The organism is Burkholderia stagnalis (assembly GCF_039848545.1).
In the GTDB taxonomy this organism is placed as follows: Bacteria; Pseudomonadota; Gammaproteobacteria; order Burkholderiales; family Burkholderiaceae; genus Burkholderia; species Burkholderia stagnalis.
Genome location: NZ_CP156686.1, coordinates 2,228,761 through 2,254,696 on the forward strand (window position 1 = coordinate 2,228,761; position 25,936 = coordinate 2,254,696).

22 protein-coding genes and 1 pseudogene are annotated in these 25,936 nt (G+C 68.8%); 14 read left to right on the top strand and 9 right to left on the bottom strand.

Annotated features, from left to right (window positions below):
• Positions 1–123 precede the first annotated feature (123 nt).
• Both ABFO07_RS26620 and ABFO07_RS26625 read right to left on the bottom strand, forming a co-directional pair.
• A pseudogene (locus tag ABFO07_RS26620) lies at positions 124–216 on the bottom strand (ATP-dependent protease); the annotation flags it as partial.
• Between the two features lie 28 nt (positions 217–244).
• Complete coding sequence (locus ABFO07_RS26625) at positions 245–1,276, bottom strand: AraC family transcriptional regulator (RefSeq protein ID WP_059563345.1); 1,032 nt, start codon at positions 1,274–1,276, stop codon at positions 245–247.
• Positions 1,277–1,455: 179 nt separating this feature from the next.
• Here ABFO07_RS26625 and fabF point away from each other — a divergent pair, with 179 nt between their 5' ends.
• Both fabF and ABFO07_RS26635 read left to right on the top strand, forming a co-directional pair.
• Complete coding sequence (gene fabF / locus ABFO07_RS26630) at positions 1,456–2,724, top strand: beta-ketoacyl-ACP synthase II (protein ID WP_059963528.1); 1,269 nt, start codon at positions 1,456–1,458, stop codon at positions 2,722–2,724.
• Between the two features lie 224 nt (positions 2,725–2,948).
• Positions 2,949–4,256, top strand: a complete 1,308-nt coding sequence (locus tag ABFO07_RS26635) for an XAC2610-related protein (RefSeq protein WP_347468865.1) — start codon at positions 2,949–2,951, stop codon at positions 4,254–4,256.
• Positions 4,257–4,283: 27 nt separating this feature from the next.
• Here ABFO07_RS26635 and ABFO07_RS26640 read toward each other — a convergent pair whose 3' ends face one another.
• On the bottom strand, positions 4,284–4,952 hold the full coding sequence (locus ABFO07_RS26640) for an O-methyltransferase (protein WP_347468867.1): 669 nt from the start codon (positions 4,950–4,952) through the stop codon (positions 4,284–4,286).
• A 156-nt stretch (positions 4,953–5,108) separates the two neighbouring features.
• On the opposite strand from ABFO07_RS26640, the gene ABFO07_RS26645 reads away from it, so the two are divergent.
• Positions 5,109–6,401, top strand: a complete 1,293-nt coding sequence (locus ABFO07_RS26645) for an O-acetylhomoserine aminocarboxypropyltransferase/cysteine synthase family protein (protein ID WP_059801832.1) — start codon at positions 5,109–5,111, stop codon at positions 6,399–6,401.
• A 51-nt stretch (positions 6,402–6,452) separates the two neighbouring features.
• On the opposite strand, the gene ABFO07_RS26650 is transcribed toward ABFO07_RS26645, so the two are convergent.
• The 6 genes from ABFO07_RS26650 to ABFO07_RS26675 all read right to left on the bottom strand — a co-directional run bounded on the left by ABFO07_RS26650 (position 6,453) and on the right by ABFO07_RS26675 (position 14,140).
• Positions 6,453–7,655: a phosphotransferase enzyme family protein gene (locus tag ABFO07_RS26650; RefSeq protein ID WP_347468868.1), complete on the bottom strand. Its 1,203-nt coding sequence runs from the start codon at positions 7,653–7,655 to the stop codon at positions 6,453–6,455.
• Between the two features lie 24 nt (positions 7,656–7,679).
• A complete protein-coding gene (gene pnuC / locus ABFO07_RS26655) occupies positions 7,680–8,315 on the bottom strand; it encodes a nicotinamide riboside transporter PnuC (RefSeq protein WP_059801830.1) in 636 nt (211 codons plus the stop codon).
• 33 nt (positions 8,316–8,348) lie between these two features.
• A complete protein-coding gene (locus ABFO07_RS26660; RefSeq protein WP_347468869.1) occupies positions 8,349–10,583 on the bottom strand; it encodes a TonB-dependent siderophore receptor in 2,235 nt (744 codons plus the stop codon).
• 429 nt (positions 10,584–11,012) lie between these two features.
• On the bottom strand, positions 11,013–11,216 hold the full coding sequence (locus ABFO07_RS26665) for a DUF2970 domain-containing protein (protein ID WP_059563352.1): 204 nt from the start codon (positions 11,214–11,216) through the stop codon (positions 11,013–11,015).
• A 182-nt stretch (positions 11,217–11,398) separates the two neighbouring features.
• Positions 11,399–13,462 carry a pyridoxamine 5'-phosphate oxidase family protein gene (locus tag ABFO07_RS26670; protein ID WP_347468870.1) on the bottom strand — a complete coding sequence of 688 codons (2,064 nt, stop codon included), beginning with the start codon at positions 13,460–13,462 and terminating at the stop codon, positions 11,399–11,401.
• 33 nt (positions 13,463–13,495) lie between these two features.
• The gene (locus tag ABFO07_RS26675) at positions 13,496–14,140 is read right to left on the bottom strand and encodes a glutathione S-transferase family protein (RefSeq protein ID WP_059563354.1); all 645 of its coding nucleotides are present in this window, start codon (positions 14,138–14,140) and stop codon (positions 13,496–13,498) included.
• A 125-nt stretch (positions 14,141–14,265) separates the two neighbouring features.
• On the opposite strand from ABFO07_RS26675, the gene ABFO07_RS26680 reads away from it, so the two are divergent.
• The 11 genes from ABFO07_RS26680 to ABFO07_RS26730 all read left to right on the top strand — a co-directional run bounded on the left by ABFO07_RS26680 (position 14,266) and on the right by ABFO07_RS26730 (position 25,936).
• Complete coding sequence (locus tag ABFO07_RS26680) at positions 14,266–15,216, top strand: LysR family transcriptional regulator (RefSeq protein ID WP_059563355.1); 951 nt, start codon at positions 14,266–14,268, stop codon at positions 15,214–15,216.
• 330 nt (positions 15,217–15,546) lie between these two features.
• Positions 15,547–17,241, top strand: a complete 1,695-nt coding sequence (locus tag ABFO07_RS26685) for a 5-guanidino-2-oxopentanoate decarboxylase (protein ID WP_347468871.1) — start codon at positions 15,547–15,549, stop codon at positions 17,239–17,241.
• Positions 17,238–18,710 (top strand): aldehyde dehydrogenase family protein, encoded by a 1,473-nt coding sequence (locus ABFO07_RS26690; protein ID WP_347469694.1) that lies wholly within the window; start codon positions 17,238–17,240, stop codon positions 18,708–18,710. Before ABFO07_RS26685 ends, ABFO07_RS26690 begins: the two co-directional genes overlap by 4 nt.
• Positions 18,711–18,872: 162 nt before the next feature.
• Entirely contained in the window at positions 18,873–19,970 is a 1,098-nt protein-coding gene (locus ABFO07_RS26695; RefSeq protein WP_347468873.1) for an ABC transporter substrate-binding protein, read from the top strand.
• Positions 19,971–19,974: 4 nt separating this feature from the next.
• Entirely contained in the window at positions 19,975–20,895 is a 921-nt protein-coding gene (locus tag ABFO07_RS26700) for an ABC transporter permease (RefSeq protein WP_059563358.1), read from the top strand.
• Positions 20,892–21,734, top strand: coding sequence for an ABC transporter permease (locus ABFO07_RS26705; protein ID WP_347468875.1), 843 nt, complete (start codon positions 20,892–20,894; stop codon positions 21,732–21,734). Before ABFO07_RS26700 ends, ABFO07_RS26705 begins: the two co-directional genes overlap by 4 nt.
• A 39-nt stretch (positions 21,735–21,773) precedes the next feature.
• Positions 21,774–22,844 (top strand): ABC transporter ATP-binding protein, encoded by a 1,071-nt coding sequence (locus ABFO07_RS26710; RefSeq protein WP_060018686.1) that lies wholly within the window; start codon positions 21,774–21,776, stop codon positions 22,842–22,844.
• A 40-nt stretch (positions 22,845–22,884) separates the two neighbouring features.
• Positions 22,885–23,709, top strand: coding sequence for a transporter substrate-binding domain-containing protein (locus tag ABFO07_RS26715; RefSeq protein WP_124491573.1), 825 nt, complete (start codon positions 22,885–22,887; stop codon positions 23,707–23,709).
• A 43-nt stretch (positions 23,710–23,752) separates the two neighbouring features.
• Positions 23,753–24,517: an amino acid ABC transporter permease gene (locus tag ABFO07_RS26720; protein WP_059801815.1), complete on the top strand. Its 765-nt coding sequence runs from the start codon at positions 23,753–23,755 to the stop codon at positions 24,515–24,517.
• Positions 24,514–25,170 (top strand): amino acid ABC transporter permease, encoded by a 657-nt coding sequence (locus ABFO07_RS26725; RefSeq protein WP_059963571.1) that lies wholly within the window; start codon positions 24,514–24,516, stop codon positions 25,168–25,170. The genes ABFO07_RS26720 and ABFO07_RS26725 overlap by 4 nt, the downstream gene beginning before the upstream one ends.
• A 40-nt stretch (positions 25,171–25,210) precedes the next feature.
• Complete coding sequence (locus ABFO07_RS26730) at positions 25,211–25,936, top strand: amino acid ABC transporter ATP-binding protein (protein ID WP_322237420.1); 726 nt, start codon at positions 25,211–25,213, stop codon at positions 25,934–25,936.

Below are 25,936 nucleotides of genomic sequence, written 5' to 3' on the forward strand. Positions count from 1 at the left end.
ATCCGAAAGCTTGTCCTCCTTTAGCGGATCGGTTGCAGCAACCGAGAGTCCGGCGTACCACGTGACCGACCTGCCTCTAGCCCCGCATCCAGCACGACTTGAGACCCCAATTGCAGGCAATGGTCAGAGATCTCCGCGCACTTCACCGGTTCCCAGCGCGCTCCGCTGCCGGTTGGCTTCCGCCCAAAGCGCATCGCTGTCGTCATTGCGCAGCATCGATGTGTCGAAACATATCAATTTCCCGTCACTCACCTTGACGGCTGCCCTTGCGATAGTCGGAAGGACTGCTGCCGGTCCAATGCTTGAATGCGCGGCAAAAGCCGGTGGCATCGGAAAAGCCGAGATCAAATGCCAGCACCGCCACGCTCGTATTTGAGTTTGTCAGCCGATGAACTGCAATATCCCGTCGCAGCCCGTCTTTCACCAGCTGGAAATGCGTGCCCTCCTCTGCAAACCGACGGTTGAGCGTGCGTACAGAGGTGTGCAATGCTTCTGCAAGATCCTGTATCGTCACCGCCCGCGCGATGTTCTGTTCAAGATATTCCCGCGTCTTGGCCACAATGGAGCCGTGATGAAATGCACTGAACGTCCAGTCTCCCGGAGCACGTTTCAGGAATGCCCATAGCTCGTGCTTCTCGCGTTTGAACGGTTCCGCGCAGTCCTGGTACAAGAAATAAATACTCGTCACTCGTGTATCGAAATGCACTGCGCCGGGGAACAGGAACGCGTAGTCGTCCACATGCCTCGGCCTGGCGAAGCCGAACTCGACACGGTGCAGGATGATCTCCCTGCCGAGCAACCATGAGGCTATGCCATGAACCAGCTTCATCATCAACTCATGTCCGAGTGGCGTGACCTGCGTGCAGGACATCCTTTCCACCAGAGCTAATCGCACCAGATTGTTCTTCGTGGAAATCAGCAGCCGGTAGTCATCGAGCAGCAGATTCCAGAAGCGCACAAATCGATTGAACGCGACCAGCACGGTAGGCGCGTCCAGCAAGCTGAGCATGAGGTACTTTAACGTGCCGCCCCGGATTGGCCTGGACCAAAGTCCCAGCATCTCGTCATCGAGTCTCGCCGCGACCGCCCGGTACAACGCGACATATTGCTCGCGTGTCATTCGTGCATCAGGCTGATCGAGCAAGGACCGGGGGATGGCGGCGCTTGCGAGTGCCTTCGCCGCCACGTCTTCTCCGTGACGGGTGCGAATGACGCGCAGCATCCCGTGCAAGAAGTGAGCGGAAAGCGTGAGCGGGCTTTGGCGGGACAGGTTCATGGTCCGCGCATTATGGCGCACTTCGCATATCGATTGGCGCGATGCGCCAATTTTTTGCTTCCAGCCTGCCTATACTGCACGCGAGTTCCGGAATTCCTCAAGCCCCCTGTAATTGCCAGATGGCGCATTGTGCCAATAACTGGCTGCATTTCTTCGTCTATCGAAATAGGAGTTTTGGTTTGAATTCGAGACGCATTGTCGTGACCGGAATGGGTATCGTGTCGCCGTTGGGATGTGAGATTGAATCCGTATGGAGCCGTCTCTTGAAGGGTCATTCAGGCTTGGCCGGTTTGCCTGACGACATCACGGAAGGCATCGCAACAAAGGTCGGGGGCGTCGTGCCCATGTTGACGTCCGGCTGCCCGTGGGGGTTCGATCCGGGCCTCGCAGTTGAACCCAAGGACCAGAAGAAGATGGACCGCTTCAGTCTGTTTGCGCTGAGCGCGGCGCAAGAGGCATTGAAGGACGCCGGCTGGCAACCTGAGACCGAAGGCGCTCGTCAAAGGACGGCAACCATTGTGGCATCTGGCGTAGGCGGGTTCGGGGCGATCGTGGAAGCGGTCAGGATCACGGATAACCGCGGGCCGAGGCGCCTGTCTCCTTTCACCGTTCCCAGTTTCCTGGCCAATATGGCAGCTGGCCACATCTCCATCCGCCACGGCTTCAGTGGTCCCCTCGGCGCGCCGGTGACGGCCTGTGCCGCGAGCGCACAGGCCATCGGCGACGCGGCGCGCCTCATTCGTGCCGGTGAAGCCGATATTGCGGTGTGTGGCGGAGCCGAGGCCTGCATCGATCGCGTCAGCCTGGGGTCATTCGCCGCTGCGAGAACCATGTCCACGGGCTTTAATGACCGTCCAACGCAGGCATCCCGCCCGTTCGATGCTGGACGAGATGGCTTTGTCATGGGAGAAGGTGCCGGCATGCTCGTTATCGAAGACCTTGAGCACGCATTGCGGCGCGGCGCCACTCCGATTGCAGAAGTGCTCGGTTATGGCACCAGCGCCGACGCACACCATATGACGTCGCCGCCCGAAGACGGCGCCGGCGGACAGCGAGCGATGGAACTGGCAATCCGGCAGGCGAATCTCGAACCCGGGCTGATCGGGCATTTGAATGCCCATGCAACGTCCACGCCGGTCGGCGACATCAGTGAACTGGCTGCCATCAAGGCGATATTCGGGACGGGTCGAGGTCCGGCCGTATCAGCCACCAAGTCCTCGACGGGACATTTGCTCGGAGCGGCGGGCGGTGTGGAGGCGATTTTCACCGTGCTTGCTCTGCGCGATCAGCTTGCGCCGCCCACGCTGAACTTGACAGAGCCCGATTCGGCCGCGGAAGGCATCGACATTGTCAGCGGTACGGCCCGCAAGATATCGACGGATTATGCGATCTCCAATGGCTTTGGTTTTGGGGGCGTCAATGCCAGCTTGGTATTCGGTCGACTTTGATCGTGGCTGCGAGCTAAAGGAAGAGCGCGATAACAGGCCATGGCGCCAGGCTATCTCCGCCACAACGCTCGCCGAAGGCCGCAGTTCGACCGACACAGATACGGGCATCCCCTCGCACACCTGAACCGCAACGCGCGCTGACGTTACATTGCGGATCGCCAGTCCGATGGCAAACTGCCCGCTTCACCGACCGCGCAAACAACAACATCGAGAGAAATCGCTACATGCGCCACCCGGCATCCGACCAATCGCCGCCAAGATCGGCATCTTTCCGCCTCAACCGCTGGCGCACCATCCTGTCCCGCGCCATCGCGGCCACGTGCGCCCTCACCGGCCTGCATGCGGCCGCGGCGGCCTCCGCAACGCCGCAACCCGCCGACACCGTCGAACTTCCGTTCTGGATACGCGAGTGGTCCGGCACGGTCGGCACGAAACGCGTCGAGGTGGCGTTGACGCGCACCGGCGACGCCGTGTCCGGCACATACTGCTATCTGCCGTGCACGCTCGACAAGCGCAATCGCCTGACGCTCGAAGGCAAATTCGACGCGCAGCGCACCCAGCTGGCCGAGCGCGACATCGGCGCACGTTCGAATCCCGATCGCGCCACCGGCAGCTGGGACATGAGCGCGCTCGATGAAACAGCTGCCGGCACCTGGCACTCTCCCGACGGCAAGCGAATGCTTCCTGTCGCGCTATCGCAATCGCATACGGGCAAGCCGTTTCCATACGAGATCCGGCTCGTCGCGCACGGCGTGCCCAGCGACGGCCGCTGTAGCGATTCCGCAAGCGTCTCGGCCATCCGCCTGTACGACAAGGGCCGGCTCGTGCAAACGCTGGCGACTGCTTCCGTCGGCCCATGCGGCCTGTTCACGCCGGAGATCGTCGACGCGAATTTCGATGGCTGGCCCGACCTGATGCTTGCGCAGTCGTTGGGCGCCAGCCCGAACATTCCGTACCAGACCTGGCTCTTCGATCCGAAGACGCGGCGCTTCGTCGACGCGCCGCCGAAGCTGCAGGACATCACATCGCCGGACTACGACCCGGTGCACCGGATCATCTGGACGAGCTGGCGGGCGAGCTGCTGCGACCACGGCGTCACGACCTACCGGTGGCAAGGCAGCGACGTGACGGAGATCGACACGCAAAGCAGCCATATCCTGCCCGTTCTCGACGGCGATACGCGCCGCTACTGCTACGTCATTCCCGAGTACGGCGACGGCTACATCGACTATCCGCAACGCATCGAACAGACCGCCACCGGGTTGAAGTCGACGATCCGCGATCTCAAGGGATGCGACATCGGCGAACCATCCTTTCTGGCGCGCACGCATGTCGATATCTGGAAGCCCGGTGCGGCGGGCCATGCACCCACGATCGTGCGCACCGAGGCAGTCAGGTGGAAGCGCACACAGACCGCTGGCGGGCCGCGCTTCTGTCCCGAAGTGCCCTTCTACGACCGTGGGCGGATTCGCCGGATCGTGCTGCGTGACGACCGGGAACGATGCAGCGAGACGGACCCGGGGCGACCATGACCGGTGGGCGCGCCCGACGCCCGCTCACTACTCCCCGACGATCGAAATCGCAAACCCGTCCCACCCTTTCAGCCCGACGGTCTGCACGGCCGTCGTCGTGAGGCGCGGTTGCGCCGCGGTGAACCTGAACCCTTCACGCACGCCGGCGACGTCCGGATCATAGTTGTCCGGATCCGCCACGCGCCCCTGCCGCACGACGTTGTCGACGACGATCACCGTGCCCGGGCGCGACAGCTTCAGCGCCGCGTCCAGATACACCGCGTTGTTCTCCTTGTCCGCGTCGATGAAGATGAAGTCGAACGGCTCGGCGCCCGCTTCGACGAGCTGCGCGAGACTGTCCTTCGCGCTGCCGACGACGACCGACACGACCTCCGCGAACCCGGCGCGCGCGATGTTCTGCGTCGCGACCTTCGCATGCTCGGGGTTCAGCTCCAGCGTCACGAGCCTTCCGCCCGGCGGCAGCGCACGCGCGAGCCAGATCGTGCTGTAGCCGCCAAGCGTGCCGACTTCGAGAATGCGCCGCGCGCCGCGAATCGTCGCGAGCAGTTGCAGCAGCTTGCCCTGGTTCGGCGCGACGTTGATCGCCGGCAGCCCGGCCGCTTCGCTTGCGGCCAGCGCAGCATCGAGCGCCGCGTCGGACGGAACGAGCGTCGCGGAGAAATACGCGTCCATCTGCGTCCACAGATCCTGATTCATCGCGTACCTTCCTTTCGTCTGAGGAAAAAGGCATTCTATGCCGCGCGCGCCGACACGCAACGAATATGCAACGAACCAATCGTTCTAAGGTCCGCACCCGGCCGCTCCTATAATCGGCCGGACCTCGAACCATCACAACAACAGACGGAGCACACCATGACCGAACGGGCCTCTTCCTGGCGCCTCGAAACCATCGCCGTGCACGGCGGCTATCGCCCGGACCCGACCACGCGCGCGGCCGCGGTGCCGATCTACCAGACCGTCGCCTACGCGTTCGACGACACGCAGCACGGCGCCGACCTGTTCGACCTGAAGGTGCAGGGCAACATCTACACGCGAATCATGAACCCGACGACGGACGTGCTCGAGCAGCGCATCGCCGCGCTCGAGGGCGGCGTCGGCGCGCTGGCGCTCGCGTCGGGCCAGTCGGCCGTCACCAACGCGATCCTGACGATCGCCGAAGCCGGCGACAACATCGTGTCGGCGAGCACGCTGTACGGCGGCACCTACAACCTGCTCGCGCACACGCTGCCGCAATACGGGATCACGACGCGCTTCGCCGATCCGCGCGAGCCCGCGTCGTTCGCGCCGCTGATCGACGCGCGCACGAAGGCGATCTTCGCGGAATCGGTCGGCAATCCGCTCGGCAACGTAACCGACATCGCGGCGCTCGCCGACATCGCACATCGGCACGGCATCCCGCTGATCGTCGACAACACCGTGCCGTCGCCGTACCTGCTGCGGCCGTTCGAGCACGGCGCGGACATCGTCGTGCATTCGCTGACCAAGTATCTCGGCGGGCACGGCACGAGCCTCGGCGGCGCGATCGTCGATTCCGGCAAGTTCCCGTGGGCCGAGCATGCGGATCGCTTCAAGCGGCTCAACGAACCGGACGTCAGCTATCACGGCGTCGTCTACACCGAAGCGTTCGGCCCGGCCGCGTATATCGGCCGCGCGCGCGTGGTGCCGCTGCGCAACATGGGCGCGGCGATCTCGCCGTTCAACGCGTTCCAGATCCTGCAGGGCATCGAGACGCTCGCGCTGCGCGTCGAGCGCATCAGCGACAACGCGCTGAAGATCGCGCAGCACCTCGCGCGTCACGAGCAGGTCGAGTGGGTGAATTACGCGGGGCTGCCCGATCATCCGGATCATGCGCTGGTCGCGCGCTACCTGTCCGGCCGCGCGCCGGGGATCCTGACCTTCGGCGTGCGCGGCGGCCGCGCGGCCGGCGCGAAGTTCCAGGATGCGCTGAAGCTGTTCACGCGGCTCGTCAACATCGGCGACACGAAATCGCTCGCGACGCATCCGGCGTCGACCACGCATCGGCAGCTGTCGCCGGCGGAACTCGCGAAGGCGGGCGTGAAGGAAGAAACCGTGCGGCTGTCGATCGGGATCGAGCATATCGACGACCTGATCGCGGATCTCGACCAGGCGCTCGCGCAGCTTTGACGACGCAGGCGTGCGCCGGCGGCGGGCAGCGCGCCGCCGCTCGCGCGCAGCCTATGCCCCCGCGTTGCGCGCCCGCCGGCGATTCGCCAGCCACGCGAGCAACTGCCGCCCGTCCTGCTCGCCGAACCAGCGCGCATGCCCGATCAGGTAGCCGTCGTATGCGACATCGACCGTCTCCGGCGAGCCGACGATGCCGTCGAAATACGCGACCTCCGACAACGCGAACTCGGTGTGCACGATCGGCAGCAGCCCCACCAATGCCGCGTACGCGTCATCGCTGAGCGGCGTGATCGATTCGTAACCGTCGAGCAGCGCATCGATCTGCGCGTACTCGATCCGGCGCGCATCCGCCGGCGCCATCCAGTCGATTGCATTGCGCTCGATCGCGACCGCGATGTCGTACACCGCGCAGGTGCGGTCCGACAGCCCGAAATCGAGCACCGTGCGCACCTGCGCGCCGGGCTCGCCATGGCTCCACAGCAGATTCGACGCATGCCAGTCGCCATGCGTCCACAGCGGCGGCAGCGCGGGCAGCAGCGGTGCAAAGCGCGCGTGGTACGGGCCGATCGCGGCCGCGATGTCGTCGCGCCAGTTGCGCGCGGCCAGCGCGCGCGCCAGTAGCGGCTGCGCGTCGACCCAGCGTTCGAGCGCGCCGGGCAGATCGTCCGACGACAGCACCCTGAAGCTCGACAGCAGCAGCCGCACCGGCCGCGCCGGCGCGTCGAATCCGGCCGCCGCGCGATGCAGCCGCGCGAGCGCGCCGCCGGCCTCGTATGCATGCGACACATGCATGAACGGCTTCCACGACATCACGCCGCGATACGCGTCGACGCCCGGCGCGACCGCATGCACTTCGTAGGTCCAGTCGCCGAGCGTGACGGCTGTCGCGCCGTCGCGGTCCGCGAGGACGTCGGGCACCGGAATGCCATGCCCGCGCAGGTGCGCGATGAACCGATGCTCTTCCTCGAGGCCCGCGACGTCGCGGATTCGCACGTGGTGGCGCTTCACGAACAGCGCGCGGCCGCTGGTGGTATGCACCAGCACCGCCGCCGAAAACGGCCGCGGGCTGTGCCATGCAAGCCGCGCCGGCGCACCGGCGCCGTCGATCCGCGCGAGGATCGCGGCGGCCTCGTCGCGCGTGATCAGCGGCCAGTCGCGTTCGGCCTGCTCGCCGTCGACGCCGAACTGCGGCGGCGCGACCGCGTCGGCCGCGGCATGGGCCGCCAGCGCGGTCGGCTCGGTCGGATTGGACATCGGCGACATTCCTCCGGAAACGAATCAGAGCCCGCGTTCGCGCGGCGCGAGCACCGCGGCGCCCGCCGCCGCCCGAACCGCCGCGGCCGCATTGCGCCAGTCGCGCCAGCCGACGACGGCAAGCCCGATGAACAGCGCATACAGCCCCGCGGTGAGGTACAGCTCCTTGACGATGAACATCCCGACGTAGACCACGTTGACGACGATCCAAAGGCCCCACGACGCGATGTAGCGGCGCGCGGTCCAGTATTGCGCGACGAGGCTGAACGCCGTCAGCGACGCGTCGACGAACGGCAGCGCGGCATCGGTCCAGCGCGCCATGATGCCGCCGAGCAGCGCGCTGCCCACCACCGCCGCGAGCAGGTCCGGCAACACCTTCGTGGCGGTGACGCCGCTGACCGGCACCACCGCGCCGTGCGCTGCGTGATCGCCGGCCGCCGCGCCGTCGCGCTGCGCGAGCCAGCGCCGCCAGCCATACACCTGCAGCACCGCGAACGCGCCCTGCAGCAGCATGTCCGAATACAGCTTCGCGTCGAAGAAGATCCAGCCGTACAGCGCGACCGACGCGAGCCCCACGGGCCAGCACAGCATGCGCCGCTTCGCGGTCAGCCAGATCGCGAGCGCGCTGACGATCACGCCGGCGATTTCAAGGGTGGACATCGTTCGTACTCTCCAGTGTAGTCGGCGCGGCGCTCAGAAATCGACCGTCAACGACATGCGCGCGGTGCGCGGCGCGCCGGCGAACAGGTACGCGTCGCCCTGCTGCTCGCCCGCGTCGCGCCAGTAGAACTTGTTGAACAGGTTGTCGACCGACACGCGCAGCACGGTGCGGTGCCCGCCGATCTTCGTCGCATAGCGCGCGCCGAGGTTGAACACGAACCACGACGGCACCCGCGCGGAGCCCTCCTCGTTCGCGTTGCGGCTCGCGCTGTAGTCGACGCCGCCGAGCACGTCGAGCCCCGCGACGCCCGGCACGGCATAGTCCGCATACAGCGACGCGCGCAGCGCCGGCACGTTGATGACCTGATGCCCCTCGTAGGCCGGCGAGCCCGAATCGTACGCCCGCGCGCGAATCGCCGCGACGGACGCGGTCAGCGACAGCCGCCGCGTGAGCTGCCCCGCCGCGCCGAGCTCGATCCCCTGGTGCCGCTGCGTGCCGCGCTGCACGAACGTGTAGCTGCTGTTCGACGCGTCGGGCTGCGCGAACTGGAACGGCTTGCTGATCGAGAACACGGCGGCCGTGAGGCTCAAGCGATCGAGCCAGTCGTACTTCGCGCCGACCTCGACCTGATGCGATTCGACCGGCGGCAGGAACGCATACGCGTTGCTCGCGCGCACCGGCGCCTGATCACCGAGCGACAGCGCCTTGCTGTACGACGCATAGAGCGACAGCGCGCTCACCGGCTTGTAGACCAGCGCGACCTGCGGCAGGAACACGGAGCGGTCGGTGCGGGTCTGCGGGCCGTCGAGGCTGCTCCAGCTCCGCTGCCGCAGCAGCACTTCCTTGCCGCCCGCGAGCACTTGCCAGTGATCGCCGATGCTGACCCGGTCGACGCCGAACACCGCGTACTGCCACGCGTCGAGCCGCGGATACGACGGCCCCGCGACGTTCGAGGACGGCGCGAACGTGGTGTCCGGGCCGTAGATGTTCTCGCTGCCGACATAGTCGTACACGGCGTCGGCCATGTGCACCACGCGCCGCTGCACGCTCGTGCCGACGGTCAGCTCGTGGCGCAGCGGCCCGGTCGCGAACTTGCCGGTCGCCACCGCGCGCACGTCGTCGTTGCGGCGGTATTCGCCCGGGCTGCGGAAATCGTACACGTCGTAATCGCCGTTCGCGCCGAAGAAGAACGGCGACGTGTTGCCGGCCGCGCAGCTCGCCGCGTACGAACACCCGTACGCGAACGCGCTGTTGTCGTCGATCATCGTGCGGCTGCGGCCCGCGGCGACATAGGCTTTCCAGTCGTCGTTGAACTGGTAGTCGAAGCGCGCGTTGAGATTCAGCGCATCGGTCGTCAGCGGTTTCGCCCACGGCTGCGTGCCGAGCGCCTTCGACGTCGTCTTGACCGACGGCACGACGGTGCCGCCGAGCAACTGGTAGCCGGGCGCGGAACGCTGGATCCACTGCTGGAACTCGGCATTGAGCTGCAGGCTCGCGCGCGGGCTGATGTCCCAGTCCGCGGCGATCGACCCGAACGTGCGGCGGCCGTTCGTCCCGTCGACGTACGAGTGCATGTTCTCCTTCGCCGCGTTGATCCGGATGCCGAACTGGTTGTCGACGCCGAAGCGCCGGCCGAGATCCACCGCGGCCGACGTCGAGCCGCGGCTGTCGACGCCCGTGGTCACGCTCGCGACGTTCGCGGAGCGCTTGGTCACGAAGTTGACCACGCCGCCCGGCGCGACGACGCCGCTGTCGATGCCCGCCAGCCCCTTCAGGATCTCGACGCGCTCCTTGTTCTCGAGCGGCACGTTCTGCTCGCCCGACACGGTCAGGCCGTCGATCCGGATCGCGCTGGCGAGGTCGACCGGGAAGCCGCGGATCGCAAACCCTTCGAAATAGCCGACCGGCGCGTATGCGTTGTTGACCGACGCGTCGTTCTTCACCACGTCGCTGAGCCGCTTCGCCTGCTGGTCGTCCATCTGCGCGCGGGTCACGACGCTGACCGACGCGGGTGTGTCATGCAGCGGCGCATCGTCGTACCCGGCAACCGAGGCCGTGCGCGCGCGCAGCGCAGTGCCGCGCGCACCGCTCACCGTGATGGCCGGCAGCGTGGCGGCGCCGGCCGGCGCGTCCGCATTCGAGGCCGCGTCCGGCACGTCGCCGGTGGCCGCGCCCGCCTGCGCGGCGAAAAGCGTCATGCCGAGCCCCACGCCGACGCACGCGCGCCGCCGCCGTGCGGGCGACGCAGTTGTTCTGTTCACTGTCATCTTTCCGGATCTGAAACTCGCCGCTCAATCTGTCGAAGCCGCCTGCCGATGCGCGCCGGCCGGCGACGAGGCCATGGGCCTGCCGATCGGTCCGGAATACGCATCAGGGGAAGTCGGATCGGTGCCGCGCCGGGCGGCACGCGGGCGCGCGTCGCCGGTTCGTCGCATGCGCGACGGGCATCCGCCGGCATGTCGCGCGGCGGGCGGCGGGCGGCGGCGGCGCCGTGGCCCGATCGCGACGCCCGGGCGCGCAACGCGTTGCGGCGCGCATTTTACCCCGTGCGGGGTGGCGGCCGGGGAATCGGGCCGGAGCGGGAAAAGGCGGGGGAACGGCGGGAGGGGTTGGCGGAGCCGATTGCGTGGCGCGATGGCCGGGCGGCGCGACCGCCGCTTCCGGGCGCGCGTGGCGCCCCGGGGATGGTGGCGCGCTCAGAAACCCTGCATCGTCGACGTCGGCTCGGCGACCAGATGCACGACGCCGTAGATCACCGCCCCGACGAGCACGGCGAGAATGATGGCCACGAACGGCAGCATCGTGAAGTTGACGTTCGCGAGATCCTTCGCGTGCGCCTTGCTGTTGCGCACGCCGAAGAAACTCCACAGGACCAGGCGGATCATGCCGAGCAGTTTCATGGTTTTGCTCCTTTCTACGTATCGGTTGACGCGATGGTCGATCCGATCGGCACACGAAAAAAGAAGCAGTTGCGAACGCTTTTCGGGCAGCACATCGCGCGCCGCCCGTCGACGCCTGAATCCGCGGGTCCGGGCGCATCCGGCCACGCCGCGCGGCACCGCGGCATGGTGCCGCAGGCGGGTCAGAGATCGAGCACCAGCGGCTCTTCGGCGCCGGCAGCCGGGTATGCGACGCAGAGCAATGCACAGCCCGGCCCGACAGGGGCATCCGGCGCGTGCGCGTAATCGACCTGCCCGGACAGCACGCGCGTCGCGCACGTGCCGCATGCGCCCGAGCGGCATTCGAACGGCGCCGCGATGCCGTGCGCTTCGGCCAGCTCGAGCAACGTACCGCCGCCGGGCGCCCATGCGGCTTCGCGCCCCGCACGGCGAAACGCGACCTGTTTGACGTCGCCCGTCGGCACGCCGGCCGCGCGGGTCGGCCGGCGCGTCACGCTCGACGGCCCGAACGCCTCGAAGCGGATGCGTTCGTCCGCCACGTTGAGCGCGCGCAAGCCTTCATACAAATCGCGCATGAATGCGGACGGCCCGCACAGGTAGAAGTCGTAGTCGTCGAACGGCAGGATGCGCTTCAGTTGCGCGACATCGAGTCGGCCCGGCTGCGCGATCGCGCTCTGGTCGTCACCCGGCCGGCTGTCGAACCAGTGCAGCGACAAGCGCGCATCGGCGGCGGCCCGGCGCATCAGTTCCGCCGCGAACGGCCGGTCGGCAGGCGTGCGCGCGCCATGCACGAAATACACGCGCCGCGCCGGGTGGTCGCCGGCCAGCGCCTGGCCGAGCATCGCGATCATCGGCGTGATGCCGATGCCGGCCGAGATCAGCACGGCCGGGCGCGGGCTCGCCGCGTCGAACGTGAACAGGCCGCGCGGCGCTTGCGCGTCGACGGTCGCGCCGATCCGCGCATGGTCGTGCAGCCATGCCGACACCACGCCCTCGCGCTTGACGGTGATTCGGTAGCGGCGGCCATCGGGCGCGGCGGACAGCGTGTAGCTGCGCATCGCCGGCGTATCGCGCCCCGGAATCGCGACGCGGATCGGCATGTGCTGTCCCGCTTCGTACGACGGCAATGCGCCGCCGTCTGCCGCTTCGAAGTGGAACGAGCGGATCGCGTGCGCTTCGTCGACGATGCCGGTGACGCGCAGCGGCCGCCATGCCGGTCCTGCTACGGTCGATGCCGGCGCAGGCGACGAAGCCGCATCCCCCGCACCGCCCTGCCCCATGCGCGCCGCGAACTGCGGCGCCCATTCGACCGGCGACCAGCGCAACGGCAGCGCCGCCGGGCTGCGCCGCACTTCCTGCACGCGATACCGCACGACCCGCTGCGCGCCGTCGAACGACGCGACGAGCGGCCCGTCCCAGACGATCTCGGCCAGCGCGGCGACATACACCAGATCGCCACGCTCGAAATCGATGAACAGCAGCCCCGCGCGCGGATCGTGATGCAGGTTGCCGAGCGTGTTGAACAGGCGGTTGCCGCTGAAGTCCGGCGTGGTCAGCGTAACGTCGTCGTCGACGCGCACGAAGCCCGGCATCCCGCCGCGATGCGACACGTCCACGCCGCGCGCCGCGCCCGCATCCGCCGACGTGTTCGCGCTCGCGACGAAGAACGTATCCGCGCGCGACATCAGCGCACGATCGGCGTCGCTCAGGCGGGCCGACCGTTCGATCGCATGCGGCACGCCAGCCGCACGCGGCGCGAACGTCGGCACGCGCCCCTGGATGTACTTCGCGCAGTTGCCGAAACTCTGCTCGACGGCGATCGTCAGCGCATTGCCGTCGACGGCCTGCACGACGCCGTTGACGCGATTGCGCCGCCGCGTGTCGAACTCGATGCCGAGCCCGCCGAGCGGCGCGCCGGGCCGCCACGTACCGGCGAGCGGATCGCCGGGCGGCGTGTCGCCCGCGATCCGCAGCGTGCGCGCGTCGGGCGAGCGCACGAAGCCCGGCGCGCCGACGCGCAGCGTCGCCCACGGCTGGCCGCTCGCATCCACGCCGCCGAGCACGAACAGCGGCAATTGCGCGAAGAACGTGCGGTGCTGGTCGGGCATGAAGCGCCGGATGCCGCGCTGGCCGACGGCGGCGGCCGCATCGGCGACGCCCGCCTGCCGCTGCACGGCGAGCTCGCCCGCATGAAACGGCGAAACGTCCAGCTCCCAGCCCGGTATCACGGCAGTCGGCGCGGTCATCGCTTGCACTCCTGAGGAAATTGACCCGGCGCGCTACGCGGCGAGCAAGCCGGCGCGGGTCGTGGGCATCGCGACGAAGCCGGGCAGCGCCTCCACGCGCGCCAGCCATGCGCGCAGGTGCGGATACGGGTCGAGCGACACGCCGCCTTCCGGCGCATGCGCGATGTACGAATAGGCGGCCACATCGCCGATGGTCGGGCGCGTGCCGGCCACGAACGGCTTGTGCGCCAGCTCGGCGTCGATCGCGTCGAACAGCCTGAGCGCGGTGCGCTTCGCCGCATCGTGATCGAGCGGCGCGCCGAACACGGTGACGAGCCGCGCCGCGGCCGGGCCCGATGCGATCGGCCCCGCCGCGAGCGACAGCCAGCGCTGCACGGCCGCCGCGCCGGCCGGATCGTCGGGCAGCCAGTGCGCGTCGCCGTAGCGCTTCGCGAGATAGACGAGGATCGCGTTCGAATCGAACAGCACGGTGCCGCCGTCGTCGATCACCGGCACCTGCCCGAACGGATTCAGCGCGAGGAACGCCGGCTGGCGCTGCTCGCCGCCGCGCAGGTCGACGTCGATGGTTTCGAACGGCACGTCGAGCAGCGACAGGAACAGGCGCACGCGATGCGCGTGGCCGGACAGCGGAAACGACCACACGCGGATCGGCGCGGACGGCTTGTCGGCAGCAGGCATGGAAACACTCCAGAAACGGGCGCCGCCGGGAATCGGCGACGGACGGCCCAGCGTAACGCGCGCCGTGCGTCGCCAGAAGACGGATAATCGTGGAAACATCTTCCTCTTTGACAGGACAATCGACGATGGCGGATCTGCGCGACGTGAACCTGAACCGGCTCGCGGTTTTCGTGGCGGTGGTCGAAGCGGGCTCGCTGACGGCCGCGGCGGAACGGCTCGGCCTCGCGAAGACGGTGGTCAGCACGCACATGCAGCGGCTCGAATCGGAAGTCGGCGCGAACCTGCTGGTGCGCACCACGCGGCGGCTGGCCGTGACCGACGCGGGGCGCGCGTTCTACGACGCGTGCCGCGACATCGTGCGCGCGGCGGAAAGCGCGCTCGACGCGGTGTCGTCGGAAACGGGGCCGCTGCGCGGCACGCTGCGCGTGAGCGCGCCGATCGACTACGGCGCGCAGGTGGTCGCGCCGGCGATCGTCGCATTGCGCGACGCGCATCCGGCGCTCGACGTCGAGCTCATCGCGAACGACCGGCTCGTCGACCTCGTCGCGGACAACATCGACGTCGCGATCCGCATCGGCCGGCTCGCGGATTCGAACTACCGCGCGGTGCGGCTGGGCGACTACGAGAAATGGCCGGTCGCGAGCCCGGCGTTCGTCGCGCGCTGGGGGCTGCCGCGCGACCCGGCGGCGCTGGCCGCGCTGCCGTTCGTGATGCTGTCGACGCTGCCGCGCCCGCAGACGCTCGAGCTGGAGAATGCGCGCGGCGGCAAGGCGTCGGTGCGCTGCACTGCGCACGTCGTGTCGAACACCGCGACCGCGTGCCGCGCGATCGCGCTGGCGGGCGGCGGCTTCGGGCTGCTGACCGATTTCTCGATCGCGGACGACGTCGCCGCGGGCCGGCTCGTGCGCCTGCTGCCCGCGTGGCGCTCGCCGCCGGCGGGGATTCACGCGGTGTTCCCGTCGACACGGCTGCCGTCGCCGAAGGTGCGCGCGTTGATCGATGCGATGCGGGAGAAGATCGGCGAAGCGCCGGCGCGGGGGGCGCGCGCATCGAAAACGAAGCGCGCGGCCGGCTGAATCGCGCCGTGCGCGGCCGACATTCGATCGGCGCGCAGCAGCACCCGCATGCGAATGAATGTCCGGTTTGCTTGCGCTGAAACGAAGCATCGCGATATCGAGCGTCGCGTCGTTTTCCTCACATCAATCGAGGCGCCCGCCTCCCAAGCCGCACACTGGCATCTTACTTGCGCTTCCCCGCCCCTTCACGCCCTCCCACCATGCGCAAAGCTCATGCGCACCATGAGAACTAATCGATTGTTGGCTGCCCGGATCGACGACGACAATCGGCTCCATGCCCCTCCGTTGCGCGTGGGGCGCTTCCCACTCCTAACCGGCACGTCACGACCCATGAACCATCCGGAACCGCTTGTCCGCGTCGCCGAGGCCCACGCGGCCACGGCCGAACCGCCCAAGGCCCGCCACCGCACCTGTGGCGAAGCCCTCGTCGGCCTGCTCGAACGCCACGGCGTCGAATGTGTGTTCGGCATTCCCGGCGTGCATACCGTCGAGCTCTACCGCGGCCTCGCCGCGTCGTCGATCCGCCACGTCACGCCGCGCCACGAACAGGGCGCCGGCTTCATGGCCGACGGCTATGCGCGCGTCACGGGCCGGCCCGGCGTCTGCTTCATCATCACGGGGCCCGGCATGACCAACATCGCGACCGCGATGGCGCAGGCCTACGCGGATTCGATTCCGATGCTGGTGATCTCGAGCGTCAACGCGCGACGCGAGCTCGGCAGCGGCGACGGCCGCCTCCACGAGCTGCCGTCGCAGCGCGACGTCTTCGCAGGGCTCACGGCGTTCTCGCACACGCTGCTCGATGCGGCCGACCTGCCGCAAGTCCTCGCGCGCGCGTTCGCGGTGTTCGAGAGCGCGCGCCCGCGGCCGGTGCACATCGAGATTCCGCTCGACGTGATCGTCATGCCGGCGCACGACATGCCGGCCATCCCGGCCGCACGGCCCGCGAAACCCGCGCCGGACGCGCATGCGCTCGCGACGGCCGCCGAGCTGCTCGCGCACGCGCGCCGGCCGCTGATCCTCGCGGGCGGCGGCGCGGTACATGCAGCGGCCGAGTTGAGCGAACTCGCCGAGCGCCTGCACGCGCCGGTCGCGCTGACGATCAACGCGAAGGGTTTGCTGCCGGCCGGCCATCCGCTGCTGATCGGCTCGACGCAGTCGCTGCCGGCCACGCGCGCGATGATCCGCGACGCCGACGTGGTGCTCGCCGTCGGCACCGAGCTCGGCGAAACGGATTACGACGTCGCGTTCGACGGCGGCTTCGCGATCGACGGCCGCCTGATCCGCATCGACATCGACGCGCAACAGCTGATGCGCAACCTGCGCGCGGACCTCGCGATCGCCGCGGACGCCCGGCTGGCGCTCGGCGCGTTGTCGACACGGCTGCACGAGCTGCCGGCGCCCGCGCCCGAGGCCGGCTGGGGCGCCGCACGCGTGGCGGCGGTGCGCGCCGCGGTCGCCGCCGGCTACGACGGCCCGGCGCGCGCGCAGGCGCGGCTGATCGACACGATCGTCGCGGCGCTCCCCGGCGCGATCATCGCGGGCGATTCGACGAGCCCCGTCTACGTGGGCAACTTCACGCACGATGCGCCGGCGCCGCGCAGCTGGTTCAATTCGTCGACCGGCTACGGCACGCTCGGCTACGGGCTGCCCGCCGCGATCGGCGCGAAGCTCGCAGCGCCCGCGCGCCCCGTCGTCTGCCTGATCGGCGACGGCGGCCTGCAGTTCACGCTGCCGGAACTCGCGAGCGCGGTCGAGGCGGGCCTGCCGGTGATCGTGATCGTGTGGAACAACCGCGGCTACGGCGAGATCCGCAAATACATGGTGGCGCGCGACATCACGCCGGTCGGCGTCGATCCGTACACGCCGGATTTCCTCGCGCTCGCGCGCGGCTTCGGCTGTGCGGCGCACGCTGCCGCGACGCCCGACGCGCTGGCGCGCGAGCTGCACGACGCAGCGGCGCGCACGATCCCGACCGTGATCGAAATCGACGAAGCCGCATGGTTCGAGCAGGTGCAGCGATGAATCCGGCCGCCGATCTCCGATTCGACCCGCCGCTGCACACGCAGTTGTTCATCGACGGCGCGTGGCGCCGCGGTGTCGGCGGCGCCACGCTGCCCGTCATCGATCCGTCGAGCGAAACGGTCATCGCCGACGTCGACGCAGGCGGCGAGGTCGATGTCGAACGCGCGGTGCAGGCCGCTTCCCGCGCGTTCCCCGGCTGGAAACGCACGACCGGCGCCGCGCGCGCCGCGCTGCTGCGCGCGATCGCGCGCGGCGTCGACGCGCAGCGCACGCGCCTCGCGACGCTGCAGTCGCTGAACAACGGCAAGCCGTTCGCCGAGGCGCAGCTCGATGTCGGCGACGTGATCGCCACCTTCGACTACTACGCGGGCCTGGCCGAGCAGCTCGACACGGACGGCGAAACCGCCGTCGCGCTGCCGGGCCCCGAGCATCGCGCATGGATCCGCCGCGAGCCGGCCGGCGTCGCGGCGCTGATCGTGCCGTGGAATTTCCCGATGGTGACGACCGCATGGAAGCTCGCGCCCGCGCTCGCGGCCGGCTGCACCGTCGTGCTGAAGCCATCCGAGGTCACGCCGCTGCCCGAGCTCGCGCTCGCGGCGATCGCGGCCGAAGCGGGCCTGCCGCCGGGCGTGCTGAACGTCGTGACCGGCACCGGCGCCGAAGTCGGCGCGCGGCTGTGCGCGCATCCGCTCGTCTCGAAAGTGTCGTTCACCGGCAGCACCGCCGTCGGCGCCCAGGTGATGAAGACTGCCGCCGACACGATCAAGGGCGTCGGGCTCGAACTCGGCGGCAAGTCGTCGATCCTCGTGCTCGACGACGCGGATCTCGAACTCGCCGTCGACCTGGTGGCCGGCGGCGGCCTGTTCAATGCCGGGCAGATGTGTTCGGCCACGTCGCGCGTGCTCGTCGCCGCCCCGCTCGCCAGCGCGCTGATTGCGCGCGTTGCGCAACGGATCGACGCGACCGTCGTCGGCCCGCCGTTCGCCCCCGGCGTACAGATGGGGCCGCTCACGAACCGCGCGCAGTACGAACGCGTGAAGCGCTACATCGCGCAAGGCAAGGCCGGCGGCGCACGCCTGGTCACGGGCGGCGACACGCCGGACGGCCCCGGCTACTTCATCCGGCCGGCCCTGTTCTCCGACGTGCCGGCCGACAGTGCGCTATGGCGCGAGGAGATCTTCGGCCCGGTGCTGTGCGTGCGCGCATTCGACACCGACGACGATGCGATCGCCGCCGCCAACGACACGGAATACGGGCTCGTCGCGACGGTCGTCACGCGCGACACGGCGCGCGGCAAGCGGGCCGCCGACGCGCTCGAAGCCGGCGTCGTGTGGATCAACACGCCGCAGATCATCTATCCGCAAACCTCATGGGGCGGCTACAAGCGCAGCAGCGTCGGGCGCGAGCTCGGCCCGTTCGGGCTGGCCGCATTCCAGGAAGTGAAGCAGGTGATGATGCCGGCCTGCTGAGGCCGGCCGCCGGGCCACCGGCGCATGAGTTTATGTCATGCCGCGCATGCAGAGATTTCGTTTGTTGCGGAAATTTGACCTCCCTACAGTGCATTCACCCCTCCGCACCGCCGATCGGCGAGCGGCATCGAACCACCCGGCATCGTTCATCAGGAGACGGCCATGCAACACTTCAAGGCGGGAAGACGGCAGGTGATCAAAACGCTCGGCACGGCGCTCGCCGCATCCGCCCTTCCGATGCCGTTCATCAGCACTGCGAATGCCCAGGAGCGCAGCTTCGCGGGCAAGACGCTGCGCCTGCTGACGTGGTCCGACGATACCGGCGCGGCCGCGCTGCGCAACATCGCGGAGACCTTCAGCAAGAAGACCGGCGCACGCGTGATCGCCGATCGCGCGGACGGCACGTCGGGGATGGTCGCGAAGGTCAAGGCCGCGGGCGAGCGGCCGACCTACGACGTGATCACGCTGGCCGGGGTCGGCGCGGCCGGCCTCGCCGACGCGGGCCTGCTCGCGAAGCCCCACCTCGACCGGCTGCCGAACCTGAAGGACGTCGCGCCGCAGTACCGCACGGGCGCGAACGGCTTCGGCATCGGCTACCTGCTGTGGTCGGACGGCCTGATCTACAACACGTCCACCGTGAAGAGCGCGCCGTCGAGCTACGAGGCGCTGTGGGATCCGAAATATGCGGGCCGCCTGTTCCTGCCGCCGCCCGAGTGGGCGGAAGCCGTCGATCTCGCGATCATCGCCGCGAAGCTCGCGGGCGGCTCGCAGCAGAACATCGAGCCGGGCTTCAGGAAGCTCGCGCAGCTCAAGGACCGCGTGATGACGCTCGGCGAAAACCCGAACCAGGTGGCCGACCTGTTCCGCACCGGCTCGCTCGACATCGGCGGCCTCTACTCGCCCGCGTTCCTGCCGGCCCAGATCCGCAAGCCGGAGTACCGGATGGGCATCACGTACGGGATGAAGGAAGGTTTTGCGACGCAACTGATGTTCACGGTGATTCCGAAGGCGCATCCGGGCGATCTCGACCTGATCCACGCGTTCATCAATCATTCGCTCGACGCGGGCGTGCAAGGCCGGATGGCGGCCGACGTGCTGAACGGCCCGGTCAACGCGAAGGCCGTGATTCCCGCCGAGAGCCGCGCGTTCGTGCCGTCGCCGCAGCAGATCGCCGAGAAGGCCGTGCTGCACGACGACAAGGCGCTCGCCGTCGTCCAGCCGGCCTGGATCAAGCGCTATACCGACCTGTTCTCGGCCTGACGCCATGTCCTCGCTTCCCTCCCGCGATGCGGGCGCCCTCGCCGCCGGCGGCGGCGCCGGCCCCGCCGGCGCGCCTGCGCTGCCCGGCGTGCCGCCGTGGCTGCTGCTCGCGCCGATCCTCGCGTTTCTCGCCGTGCTCGTCGCCGCGTCGCTCGCGGTGCTGCGGATGAGCGTCGGCGTATCCGGCAACGAATGGCGCGCGTTCACACTGCAGAACTACGCGGATCTCGCCGATGCGTATTTCCTGAAATCGCTGTGGCTGACGCTGCGCCTCGCGTTCACGAGCATGGTCTGCGCGGTGCTGCTGGCGATCCCCGTCGCGCTCGCGATGGCGCGCGCCGAATCGCGGCTCGCGCGCCGCCTGCTGCTCGCCGGCGTGCTGCTGCCGCTGCTCGTCAACCTGCTGCTGCAAGGTTATGGCTGGCTGATCATGCTCGGCCCGGCCGGCCTGCTCAATCACGCGCTGCTCGCGGCCGGCGTGATCGGGCGGCCGCTGCAGCTGCTGTACCGCGAGCAGGGCGTGCTGCTCGGCCTGATCCAGACCGCGTTCCCGCTCGCCGTGCTGCCGCTGTCGAGCGCGCTGCGCGCGGTGTCGCGCAGCTACGACGAGGCGGCCGCGACGCTCGGCGCGTCGCGCTGGCAAACGCTGCGCCACGTGACGCTGCCGCTCGCGATGCCGGGGCTCGTGTCGGGCGCGCTGCTCGTGTTCGCCTACAACGCGAGCGCGTTCGCGGTGCCGCTGCTGCTCGGCGGCCGGCGCGTGCCGATGCTGGCGGTGCTCGTCCACGACCAGGTGGCGCCGCTCCTGAACTGGCCGGCCGCGTCGGCGTCGGGCGTCGTGCTGATGGCGGCGACCCTCGTCGTGATGGCCGTCTCGCAGCGCCTCGCGCGCAACCTGCAACGCATCGACGAGGTGCCCCGATGAATGCCCTGCCGCTGCACGCGCCGATGCCCGGCCGCCTGGGACGCGCGACGAGCCTGTGCGCGACGATCGTGCTGTGTCTCGCCGCGCTGCCGATCCTGACGATGGTGACGATGTCGTTCGGCACGTCCGACACCCTCGAATTTCCGCCGCGCCAGTTCGGCCTGCACTGGTATCGCGCCGCGTGGCAGACCTTCGTGTCGAACGACACGGGCGGCTCGCTGTCGATGGGCGCCGCGCTGACGACCAGCCTCGTCGTCGCGCTCGCGACGATGCTGATCGCAACCGCCGTATCGGTGCCCGCGGCCTACGCGCTGTCACGCTACCGGTTCCGCGGCAAGGCGCTCGTCGAGCAGCTCGTCGCGCTGCCGATCGTCTATCCGCTGGTGATGCTGGGCCTCGCGCTGCTGCTCGTGTTCAACCTGCTGCCGGTGGAGCTCGGCACGCTGCGGCTCGTCGTCGCGCACGTGATCCTCACGCTGCCGTTCACCGTGAAGAACTGCGCGGCGTCCGTCGCGTCGATCGGCCCCGAGTTCGAGGAAGCCGCGTGCCTGATGGGCGCAAGCCCGGGCCGCGCGCTCGTCGACGTCGTGCTGCCGCTGATGCGGCCGGGCATCCTCGCCGGCATGCTGTTCGCGTTCATCGTGTCGTTCAACGAATTCACGGTGACGTTCTTCCTGTACAGCATCGACACGATGACGCTGCCCGTGTGGCTCTACAGCCGCACCGTGTCGTCGCTCGACCCGACCGTGTTCTGCTTCGCGGTGTTCACGGTCGCGATCGACTTCGCGCTGATCTGGCTGCTCGAAAAACTCGTCGGCGACAAGGGCATCGCGCTCTGAGCGCGCGCCGCCCCGCCCTCGCCCGTGCAAGGAACCCTCATGACCCAGCTCATCCTCCAGAACGTGACGAAGCGCTTCCAGCACACGCATGCGGTCGACCACGTCGACCTGTCGGTGCCGGACGGCAAGCTCGTCTGTTTTCTCGGCCCGTCGGGCTGCGGCAAGACCACGCTGATGCGGATCATCGCCGGCCTCGAGAGGCCGACCTCCGGCACCATCGCGTTCGCCGGCCGCGATCTCACGCACGTGCCGGCCAACCGGCGCGACTTCGGGATGGTGTTCCAGTCGCTCGCGCTGTTTCCGCACATGAGCGTCGCGCAGAACATCGCGTACCCGCTGCGGCTGCGCAAGACGGCCAAGGCCGCGCAGGCCCGGCGCGTGGCCGAGCTGCTCGAACTGATCCAGCTGCCGCACATGGCCGATCGGCTCGTCACGCAGCTGTCGGGCGGACAGCGCCAGCGTGTCGCGATCGCGCGCGCGATCGCATCGTCGCCGCGCCTGCTGCTGCTCGACGAGCCGCTGTCCGCGCTCGACGCGAAGCTGCGCGAGGCGATGCAGGTCGAGATCCGGCTGCTCCAGCAGCGGCTCGGCATCACGACCATCATGGTCACGCACGACCAGCGCGAGGCGATGACGATGGCCGACGAGATCGTCGTGATGGAGAAAGGCCGCATCCAGCAGGTCGGCCGCCCGCTCGACATCTATCGCGATCCCGTCAACGAATTCGTCGCCGATTTCATCGGCCTCGGCAACATCCTGCCGGTTGCCTGCGACGGCGACGACGCGATCGTCCTGCCGGGCGGGCAGCGGCTCGCCATCCGGCCCGCGTCGCCCGCGCGCCGCACGGCGCATGACGTGCGCCTGCTGATCCGCCCCGAGGACGTCTGCGTGCGCCCGACGTCGTCGCCCGCCGCGCCGAATGCGCTCGCCGGCACGATCACGTTCGTCCGCGACGTCGGCGCATCGATCGAGGCGACGATCGATTGCCGGGGCTTCACGCTGACGGCCGCGACGACGCCGCGCGAGACGCCCGACCTGCACGTCGGCATGCCCGTGTTCGCCGAACTGCCCGCGCACGCGTGCAAGCTGATCGCCGCACGCGGCGCCTGACGCCCCTTCTTTCCCCCAGCGCAGCAACAAGGACCTCACCATGAACGCATCGACCCAAGCCGCCCGCCTCGTGCGGCGCCTCATCGCCCGTACCGCGCTCGTCGCCGCCTGCACCGGCGCGGCGAGCCTTGCCGCCTTCGCGCCGCCCGCGCACGCCGACGCGCTCGACACGATCGCGAAATCCGGCGTCGTGCGCATCGGCGTGTTCGAGGACTACCCGCCGTTCGGCTCGATCGGCCCCGACATGAAGCCGCGGGGCTACGACATCGACATGGCGAACCTGATCGGCAAGGCGCTCAACGCGAAGGTCGAACTCGTGCAGGTGACCGGCGACAACCGGATGGCCTACCTCGCCGACCGCAAGACCGACATGCTGCTGTCGGTCGGCCAGACGCCGGAGCGCGCGAAGGTGATCGACTTCTCGAACGCGTACGCGCCGTACTATCTCGCGGTGTTCGGCCCGAAAACGCTCGCCGTGAAGGGCACCGCCGATCTCGCCGGCAAATCGGTCGCGGTCGCGCGCGGCACGCTCGAGGACCTGAGCGTGAGCAAGGTCGCGCCGCCGTCCGCGACGATCAAGCGCTTCGACGATCCGAACGGCGCGATTGCCGCCTTCCTGTCGGGGCAGGCGCAGCTGCTCGTCGTCGGCAACGACGTCGGCGCGACGATCATCGCGCGCCACCCGTCGATCGATCCGGAGCAGAAGTTCTCGCTGTTCAGTTCGCCCGATCACGTCGGCCTGAACAAGAACGAGCCGCGCCTGATGCAGAAGGTCAACGACGCGATCGCCGGCGCGAAGAAGAACGGCACGCTCAACGCGCTGGCGCAGAAGTGGCTGCACGCGGCACTGCCGGCGGACCTGTGATGCGCGCCGCGCCCGCCCCGCACGCCCGACGAGAGGCACTGCGATGAGTTACGTGTTCGATTTCAGCGATTTCGGCCTGTACGCGGGCATGCTCGCGCGCGGAATCGGCGTGACGCTCGGCCTCACCGCGGCCTCCACCGTGCTCGGCGCGCTGGTCGGCACGGCCGGCGCGTGGGCCGCGCTCGCCGGCCCGCGGTGGGCGCGCGCGCTCGTCGCGGCCTACGTCGAGCTGATCCGCAATACGCCGTTCCTGGTGCAGCTGTTCTTCATCTTCTTCGGCCTGCCCGGCATCGGCGTGCACATCGACGAAGGACAGGCGGCCGTGCTGGCGATGACGGTCAACCTCGGCGCATACGCGGTGGAGATCCTGCGCGCGGGCATCGAATCGGTGCCGCGCGGCCAGACTCAGGCCGCGATGGCGCTCGGGCTGCACGGGCGGCAGGTGTTCGGCCACGTCGTGCTGCCGCAGGCGCTCGCGAACGTCTACCCCGCGCTGCTCGGGCAGGTGCTGATCGTGATGCTCGGCTCGGCCGTCGTCTCGCAGATCTCGGTGCCCGACCTGACCTACGCGGCGAACTTCATCCAGTCGCGCAATTTCCGCGCGTTCGAGATCTACATCGTCGTGACGGCGATCTACCTGCTGCTGTCGATCGCGTTGCGCGTGCTGCTCAATCGCGCCGGCCGCCGGCTGTTCGCGGGCCGCACGCCGCACGGCGCGGCCGCCGCGCCGCCGCGCACGCGCCTCGCCCGCTTCACATGGCGCGCCCGCGCCCCCGAAACCGCGCTGCCGACGGAGCGTGCCCGATGATCGAATTCACCACCTGGGATATCGCGTGGAACCTGCTGCTCGCCGCGCGCTGGACCGTGCTGCTGTCGCTGGTCACATTCGTGGGCGGCAGCCTCGCCGGGTTCGTGCTGCTCGCGATGCGCGTGTCGCCGGCGCCGGCGCTGCGCCGCTTCGTGAACCTGTATGTCGAGCTGTTCCAGGGCACGCCGCTGCTGATGCAGCTGTTCCTCGGCTTCTTCGGGCTGCCGCTCGTCGGCATCGACGTGACCCCGTGGGTCGCCGCGTCGGTCACGCTGACGCTGCATGCGAGCGCGTATCTCGCCGATATCTGGCGCGGCTGCGTCGACGCGGTGCCGCGCGGCCAGTGGAGCGCGGCGGCGAGCCTCGGCATGACGTGGACGCAGCAGCTGCGCTACGTGATCTGGCCGCAGGCATGGAAGATCGCGCTGCCGCCGACCGTCGGTTTTCTCGTGCAGGCCGTGAAAAGCACCGCGCTCACGTCGATCATCGGGCTCACCGAGCTGACCAAGACCGGCAACATCATCACCAATGCGGTGTTCAAGCCGTTTCCGATCTACGCGATGGTCGCGCTGCTCTACTTCGCGATGTGCTTCCCGCTGACCTGGTATGCGCGCATGCTCGAACGCCGCTATCGCGTCGCGCGGCCGCGCTGACCCGGCGCCGCGTGCGCCTCATTACGATGCAGGTTCAGACATGATTTCCATCAGCAACGTTTCGAAGTGGTATGGCCCGTTCCAGGTTCTCGCCGATTGCACGACCGAGGTGAAGAAGGGCGAGGTGGTGGTGGTGTGCGGGCCGTCGGGCTCGGGCAAGTCGACGCTGATCAAGACCGTGAACGGCCTCGAGCCGTTCCAGCAGGGCGAGATCCTCGTCAACGGCCAGTCGGTGGGCGACAGGAAGACGAACCTGTCGAAGCTGCGTTCGAAGGTCGGCATGGTGTTCCAGCACTTCGAGCTGTTCCCGCACCTGTCGATCACCGAGAACCTGACGCTCGCGCAGGTCAAGGTGCTCGGCCGCGGCAAGGACGAGGCGAACGAGAAGGGGCTGAAGCTGCTCGATCGCGTCGGCCTGAAGGCGCACGCGCACAAGTATCCGGGCCAGCTGTCGGGCGGCCAACAGCAGCGGGTCGCGATCGCGCGCGCGCTGTCGATGGACCCGATCGCGATGCTGTTCGACGAGCCGACTTCGGCGCTCGATCCGGAGATGATCAACGAAGTGCTCGACGTGATGGTCGAACTCGCGCAGGAAGGGATGACGATGATGGTCGTCACGCACGAGATGGGCTTCGCGAAGAAGGTCGCGCATCGCGTGATCTTCATGGACCAGGGCGCGATCGTCGAGGACGACCGCAAGGAAGCGTTCTTCGCGAACCCGAAGTCGGATCGCGCGAAAGACTTCCTCGCGAAGATCCTGCACTGA

Bases quoted from the DNA above. Each gene is read 5' to 3' on its own strand.
- ABFO07_RS26625 (WP_059563345.1), bottom strand. From the start codon at position 1,276: ATGAACCTGTCCCGCCAAAGCCCGCTCACGCTTTCCGCTCACTTCTTG.
- ABFO07_RS26635 (WP_347468865.1), top strand. From the start codon at position 2,949: ATGCGCCACCCGGCATCCGACCAATCGCCGCCAAGATCGGCATCTTTC.
- ABFO07_RS26640 (WP_347468867.1), bottom strand. From the start codon at position 4,952: ATGAATCAGGATCTGTGGACGCAGATGGACGCGTATTTCTCCGCGACG.
- ABFO07_RS26645 (WP_059801832.1), top strand. From the start codon at position 5,109: ATGACCGAACGGGCCTCTTCCTGGCGCCTCGAAACCATCGCCGTGCAC.
- ABFO07_RS26650 (WP_347468868.1), bottom strand. From the start codon at position 7,655: ATGTCCAATCCGACCGAGCCGACCGCGCTGGCGGCCCATGCCGCGGCC.
- pnuC (WP_059801830.1), bottom strand. From the start codon at position 8,315: ATGTCCACCCTTGAAATCGCCGGCGTGATCGTCAGCGCGCTCGCGATC.
- ABFO07_RS26660 (WP_347468869.1), bottom strand. From the start codon at position 10,583: ATGACAGTGAACAGAACAACTGCGTCGCCCGCACGGCGGCGGCGCGCG.
- ABFO07_RS26665 (WP_059563352.1), bottom strand. From the start codon at position 11,216: ATGAAACTGCTCGGCATGATCCGCCTGGTCCTGTGGAGTTTCTTCGGC.
- ABFO07_RS26670 (WP_347468870.1), bottom strand. From the start codon at position 13,462: ATGACCGCGCCGACTGCCGTGATACCGGGCTGGGAGCTGGACGTTTCG.
- ABFO07_RS26675 (WP_059563354.1), bottom strand. From the start codon at position 14,140: ATGCCTGCTGCCGACAAGCCGTCCGCGCCGATCCGCGTGTGGTCGTTT.
- ABFO07_RS26680 (WP_059563355.1), top strand. From the start codon at position 14,266: ATGGCGGATCTGCGCGACGTGAACCTGAACCGGCTCGCGGTTTTCGTG.
- ABFO07_RS26685 (WP_347468871.1), top strand. From the start codon at position 15,547: ATGAACCATCCGGAACCGCTTGTCCGCGTCGCCGAGGCCCACGCGGCC.
- ABFO07_RS26690 (WP_347469694.1), top strand. From the start codon at position 17,238: ATGAATCCGGCCGCCGATCTCCGATTCGACCCGCCGCTGCACACGCAG.
- ABFO07_RS26695 (WP_347468873.1), top strand. From the start codon at position 18,873: ATGCAACACTTCAAGGCGGGAAGACGGCAGGTGATCAAAACGCTCGGC.
- ABFO07_RS26700 (WP_059563358.1), top strand. From the start codon at position 19,975: ATGTCCTCGCTTCCCTCCCGCGATGCGGGCGCCCTCGCCGCCGGCGGC.
- ABFO07_RS26705 (WP_347468875.1), top strand. From the start codon at position 20,892: ATGAATGCCCTGCCGCTGCACGCGCCGATGCCCGGCCGCCTGGGACGC.
- ABFO07_RS26710 (WP_060018686.1), top strand. From the start codon at position 21,774: ATGACCCAGCTCATCCTCCAGAACGTGACGAAGCGCTTCCAGCACACG.
- ABFO07_RS26715 (WP_124491573.1), top strand. From the start codon at position 22,885: ATGAACGCATCGACCCAAGCCGCCCGCCTCGTGCGGCGCCTCATCGCC.
- ABFO07_RS26720 (WP_059801815.1), top strand. From the start codon at position 23,753: ATGAGTTACGTGTTCGATTTCAGCGATTTCGGCCTGTACGCGGGCATG.
- ABFO07_RS26725 (WP_059963571.1), top strand. From the start codon at position 24,514: ATGATCGAATTCACCACCTGGGATATCGCGTGGAACCTGCTGCTCGCC.
- ABFO07_RS26730 (WP_322237420.1), top strand. From the start codon at position 25,211: ATGATTTCCATCAGCAACGTTTCGAAGTGGTATGGCCCGTTCCAGGTT.